Below are 2,627 nucleotides of genomic sequence, written 5' to 3'. Positions count from 1 at the left end.
TGACCGCGGCCATCAGCGACGGGATCGCCGGCGAGTTGCGGTCCAGGTGGGAGAAGTCGAAGGACAGGATCGGCAGGTCCGTCTCGGGCAGGCTCGCGTCCTGGCCGTCGAAGAGACCGCGCAGGCTGCCCTCGGTGTAGCGGGACAGGCCGATCGCTGCGCCCTCGCCCCACTCGGTCAGCTTCGCGGCCGGCCAGCGGCCGTCTTCCGGGCTGACCAGCGCGTCCACCAGGCCGTTGAGCGAGGTCGCCTTGGGGTGGTTCAGCGCGTGCTGGAGCGCGTGGGTGGCCTGGTAGGTGAGCGCGCCAGGTTCGACCGCCAGGATCAGCGACCGGACCAGCTGCTCCCGGACTTCTTGCGGGAGCAGGTCGCTGACGGGGTTCAGCGTGAAGGTGCCGGCCTCGATGACGCGGCCTCCGAGGGAGCGGGTCAGTGGCGCCCACTCGCCCGCGTTGTCCTCGCCGAAGGAGTCGATGACGACGTACTGGTGGCCGTTCTCAAGGATCTCGCGCCGGGCCCGTGCCTTGGCTGTCGTGCTCTTGCCGGAGCCGAGCCCGCCCAGGGCGAGGCTGTTGGTCGAGGGCAGCAGAGCGTCCGACGTCTGGACGGGGGAAAGGTGAAATGGGCGCCCGTCCAGGAGCGAGCGGCCGATCGGGATGCCGGGAAAACGGGTACTGGAGGCGACGAGCGGCGCCGTGATCGCGGCGTGGGTGGAGGGCAGACGGATCACAGGATTGCCCCTTTCCTGGTGGAGGCTCCGTGCGGGGTGGTCATCACGTGAGCGCGGTGCTGCTGGCCGGTGAGCCAGTCGAGGCGGATGCGGTGCCGGTCGGCCGCGAGGGACGCTTGCCAGCGGGCTTCGGTGACGGTCTCGGGGCTGTCACCGAACACCGTCAGGTAGCCGTCGACGTCGACGAGGGTGGCGCCCTGCACCAGCGCGCCGTGCGTCGATCCGCTCGTGATCGCGTGGGCGTCCTGTTTGACCTTGTCGGTGACGAAGGCCTCGCGCGCGGCGGCTGACCACTTCGCGGACCGGCGGGACTGGCCCGCCGGTAGCGGCCGGTACAGGACGGCGAACGAGCGGTCTGTTCCCGGCCCGAGCAGCAGCTTCGGCATGAGGTCGCCGTCGGTCTCATCGGGCCAGGCGATCAGCCGCGCGGTCGCCACGTACCGGCCGTCGTCCAGGCCCGCCCAGCCCGCACCCCGCTCGATGACCGCCGGGGGCGGCGTGGGTTCCACGGGGATCAGCGAACCGAGGGCAGCGAACTCGCCATGCAGGCTGTCGAGAACCCGGGCAGGGTGGGCGACCAGGCCCTTGGGCACGTGGACGGAGATCGTCTGGGTGTGGTCGGTGTAGTCGCGGACCGTGCTGTGGTGGGAGACGTGCACCTGGACGCCCGCGGTGCGGGCCTGCCCGCCGGCGAACGCGAGCGCGCGGGCGAATGCTTCATGAAACGCGGCCCGGCGCTGCGGGTCCTGCATGGTGCCGTGGCCCGGGTAGAGCGCCCACGTGGTGGTCGTGCCCGGCTGGGCGGTCATCGTCTCCGGCACGCTGCGCTCGCGCAGATGCCGAACGCCCACCGTCGCCCAGCGGGCGAGTGAGCGCGGTCCGGGCGCCAGGTTGAGCAGCGCCGCGGCGGCGCCCACCGCGCCGAAGGCCCACACCGGCGGCGGGGTGATCATCGCCGACATCAGCACGGCGCTCCCGACCCCCGCGTTGGCCTTCGTCAGCAGGATCTCGGTGCGGCTGAGCCCGCGCTGCACGGCGGGGATGCGGTAGCCAGGGGCCAGGGAGTACACGGAAACAACCTCCTGAAGTCTTGGGGTGAGCGGCCCGGCCCCGGCGCCGCTCCTGCCGCAGGTGCGGTGGGAGGCGGCGCCAGGCCAGGGGGCGGCTCTTACGGGGTGGGCGGCTGCCCCGAGGACGGCCGCGCGTTGCCTTGCGGCTCCGGCGTCGGTGCCGGGGTAGCCGACCGGCCGGCGGCGGGGGCCGCGGGCCGGGCAGGCCGGTACTGCTCGCGCACCGCACGGAGTTGCGCGCGGCGGGCCGCGCTGTCACTCGCGTCTCGCCGTTCCCTCTCGACGGCCGACAGGGTGGTCAGCCGTCCGGACCCCTGGGGCTTGTTCATGCCGTAGGCGGCGAACAGGACTCCGCGGTCCTCGGACATGGCGCGGCCCGGGGTGTCCACGGTGCGCGGGCCGCGCGGGTTGTTCTCCTTCTCGTAGAAATCCGGGGCACCCGCCCGGACAACCGCTCGCGCCAGGGGGCTGCTGGTCCTGCTTTCCACCACGGCCCGGGCTGCGCCGGCCACCCGGGGCCCGAAGTACGGCACACCGTGGAAGATCATCCGCAGCATCAGGACGTCCGCAGCGACCAGCAGGACGGCGTCCACCACCAGCGAACCCTTGGCGAACTCCACGAACGGGGAGATCAGCAGCAGCGCGAACGGGGCGAACATCAACCCCAACAGCCGCTGCGCCCACGCTTTGACTGCGCTCGTGTCGCCCCCGCGGGCCAGCGAGGCCAGCACGAGGGGGGCCATGCACACGAACATGAGGATGCCGAGCTGGCGGGTCATGAACACCAGCGCGGCAAACGCGAGCGCGACGACCAGGGCACTGATGAT

At 72.3% G+C, this 2,627-nt stretch carries 1 protein-coding gene and 2 pseudogenes; all 3 read right to left on the bottom strand.

Features of this window, described 5'->3' with window-relative positions:
* Positions 1-730: pseudogene (locus ACZ7NC_RS45125) on the bottom strand (hypothetical protein); the annotation flags it as partial.
* Complete coding sequence (locus ACZ7NC_RS45120) at positions 727-1,800, bottom strand: hypothetical protein (protein ID WP_471498146.1); 1,074 nt, start codon at positions 1,798-1,800, stop codon at positions 727-729. The pseudogene ACZ7NC_RS45125 and the gene ACZ7NC_RS45120, both read right to left, overlap by 4 nt.
* Positions 1,801-1,898: 98 nt before the next feature.
* A pseudogene (locus tag ACZ7NC_RS45115) lies at positions 1,899-2,627 on the bottom strand (hypothetical protein); the annotation flags it as partial.

Source organism: Streptomyces sp. NPDC111802 (assembly GCF_055634335.1).
This window is presented reverse-complemented; position numbering and strand designations above follow the sequence as displayed.